This window comes from Streptomyces sp. WAC05292, from assembly GCF_003949955.1.
GTDB lineage: Bacteria > Actinomycetota > Actinomycetes > Streptomycetales > Streptomycetaceae > Streptomyces > Streptomyces globosus.
The window spans coordinates 1-2,535 of sequence record NZ_RPSE01000604.1; the positions used below are offsets into that span (position 1 = coordinate 1).

2 protein-coding genes and 2 pseudogenes are annotated in these 2,535 nt (G+C 78.9%); 3 read left to right on the forward strand and 1 reads right to left on the reverse strand.

The annotated features are described in order from the left end of the window. Window positions 1-455 (reverse strand): annotated as a pseudogene (locus EF903_RS35665) (hypothetical protein); the annotation flags it as partial. 163 nt (window positions 456-618) lie between these two features. Here EF903_RS35665 and fxsA point away from each other — a divergent pair. The 3 genes and pseudogenes from fxsA to EF903_RS31510 form a co-directional block, all read left to right on the forward strand. Further along, the gene (gene fxsA / locus EF903_RS36195; RefSeq protein ID WP_399422123.1) at window positions 619-750 is read left to right on the forward strand and encodes an FxSxx-COOH cyclophane-containing RiPP peptide; all 132 of its coding nucleotides are present in this window, start codon (window positions 619-621) and stop codon (window positions 748-750) included. 146 nt (window positions 751-896) lie between these two features. Beyond that, on the forward strand, window positions 897-2,237 hold the full coding sequence (locus EF903_RS31505) for an FxsB family cyclophane-forming radical SAM/SPASM peptide maturase (protein ID WP_399422121.1): 1,341 nt from the start codon (window positions 897-899) through the stop codon (window positions 2,235-2,237). Further along, window positions 2,234-2,535, forward strand: a pseudogene (locus tag EF903_RS31510) (radical SAM protein); the annotation flags it as partial. The gene EF903_RS31505 and the pseudogene EF903_RS31510, both read left to right, overlap by 4 nt.

The window sequence follows — 2,535 nt, forward strand, 5'->3', positions numbered from 1 at the left end:
ACCCCGGTCACCCCGGCCGCCCCGGCCGCCTCGGCAGGCCCGGCCACCCCGGCTGCCTCGGCGGGCCCGGCCACACCGGGCGCCTCGGCAGGTCCGGCCACCCCGGGCGCTTCGGCCGCCTCGGTCACGCCGGTCACCTCGGCTGTCTCGGCGGGCCCGGCCACCCCGGGCGCCTCGGCAGGTCCGGCCGCCCCGGGCGCTTCGGCCGCCTCGGTCACGCCGGTCACCTCGGCTGTCTCGGCGGGCCCGGTCACTCCGGATGCTTCGGCCGCCTCGGCAGGCCCAGCCACCTCGGTCACCTCGGCCGCCTCGGCAGGCCCGGCCGCCTCGGTCACCCCGGTTGCCTCGGCCGCCTCGGCGGGCCCGGCCATCCCGGTTGCCTCGGCAGGCCCGGCCACCCCGGGCGCTTCGGCCACCCCGGCTGCCTCGGCGGGCCCGGTCACAGCGGCTGCCACGGCGGGCCTGGTCACCCCCGGCGCTTCGGCCGTCCCGGCTGCCTCGGCAGGCCCGGCCACCCCGGGCGCTTCGGCCACCCCGGTTGCCTCGACCACCTCGGCAGGCCCGGCCGGCCCGGCCCGCCCCGCCGGGGCGCGGCGGTGCCCGGCGGGGCTGCCGGACCTGTCCGGCTTCGACCTCGCCGCCCTCCGCGGCATCGACCACCCCGTCCTCGCCCGCGTCATCGAGGGCCTCGTCGACCGCGTCACCCACCCCGCCGAGATCCTCAACGCCTTCGACTCGGGCGCCAGCTGAGCGCCCGCTCACGCACCGCATCCCCAACACCACGCAGCGCACCCGGAGTTGTCCCGTTTCCGCCGTTAGCCCGCGCCGAACCCAGGGCAGGGATGCAACCGTCCGCCGGGGTGACCGCACGGCGGCCGGGGAGGGAGGTGCCTGCGGTGAGCCATGCCGACGGGAGCCGGGCGGCGCCGTCCGCGCTGTCCGCGCACCGGGCCCGCGCCCCCTGGCCGTACGCCCGGCTCGACGTGCCGGCGCTGCGCGCCGCCGGCCACCGCCCGCACCCCATACGGCAGTTCGTGCTCAAGACCCGCAGCCGCTGCAACCTGGCCTGCACCTACTGCTACGTCTACGAGATGGCCGACCAGAGCTGGCGCGGCCGGCCCGCCGCCATGTCCCGCGCGACCGCCGCCCGCGCCGCCGAGCGCATCGCCGAACACGCCGCCGCCCACGCCCTGACCCGCGTCGACCTCGTCCTGCACGGAGGCGAACCCCTGCTCACCGCCCCCGCCGAACTGGCCGCACCCGTCGACGCCGTACGGGCCGCCCTGCGCGCCGCGTCCCCGCGGACCCGCGTCACCGCGACCGTCCAGACCAACGGCACCCTGCTCACCCGCGGCCGCCTCGCCGCCCTGGCCGCCGCCGGGATCCGCGTCGGCGTCAGCCTCGACGGCGGACTGCCCGAGCACAACACCCGCCGCGTCGACCACGCCGGCCGGCCCGGGTTCGGCGCCGCCGCCCGCGGCCTGCGCCTGCTCGCCCGGCACCCCGAGCAGTACGCGGGAGTCCTCTGTGTCGTCGACCTCGCCCACGACCCGGTCGGCACGTACGAGTCCCTGCTCGCCTTCGACCCGCCCGGCATCGCACTGCTGCTGCCCCTCGCCAACTGGAGCACCCCGCCGCCCGGCAGCGCCCCGCACCGCACGCCGTACGCCGACTGGCTCATCGCCGTCTTCGACCGCTGGTGGCAGGCGGACGCCCTGCGCACCCGCATCCGCACCTTCGAGGAGATCATCGCCCTGCTGCTCGGCCTCCCCGCCGCCACCGAGACCCTCGGCCTGGCCCCCGCCGCGACCGCCGTGATCGAGACCGACGGCACCCTCGAACAGGCCGACTCCCTGAAGTCCGCCTACGAGGGCGCCGCCGCCACCGGCATGACCCTGGACACCCACCGCTTCGACGACCTGCTCGACCACCCCGGCCTCGCCGCCCGGCAGCTCGGCCTCGACGCCCTCGCCGACGGCTGCCGCTCCTGCGGGCTCGTCGAGGTCTGCGGCGGCGGCCACTACCCGCACCGCTACCGCTCCGGCGAAGGCTTCCGCAACCCCTCCGTCTACTGCGCCGACCTCCAGGCCCTCATCCGGCACATCGCCGCCGCCCTGCACCGGGCCGCCGAGGAAGGCGCCGCCCGCCCCGGCCCCGGCCCGGGCCGCAGCACGGCGCCGCCGCCCGGCCGCGCCGCCGCCCAGCCGCCCGCACCCACCCGGGCGGCCGCCTCGTGACCGCCCCGCTGAGCACCCTCACCGTCCCCTCGGCGACCCTGCGCGCCCTCGCCTCGACCGAGCCCTCCGCCGAAGGGAGCCGCCTCGTCCGCGACGTCCGCCGCTCCAAGCGGCTCGTCCTGCTCCGGGCCATCCTCGACGCCGCCTCCTCCCGCGGCGGCCGCGGCGCCGAGGCCGCCGACCACTGGGCCCTGCTGGAAGAGGCCGAACGGCACGCCCCCGACGCCGTCCACGACGTCCTGCACTACCCCGCCGCCGGCGTCTGGGCCGAGGAGACCCTCCGCCGCCTGCACGACCC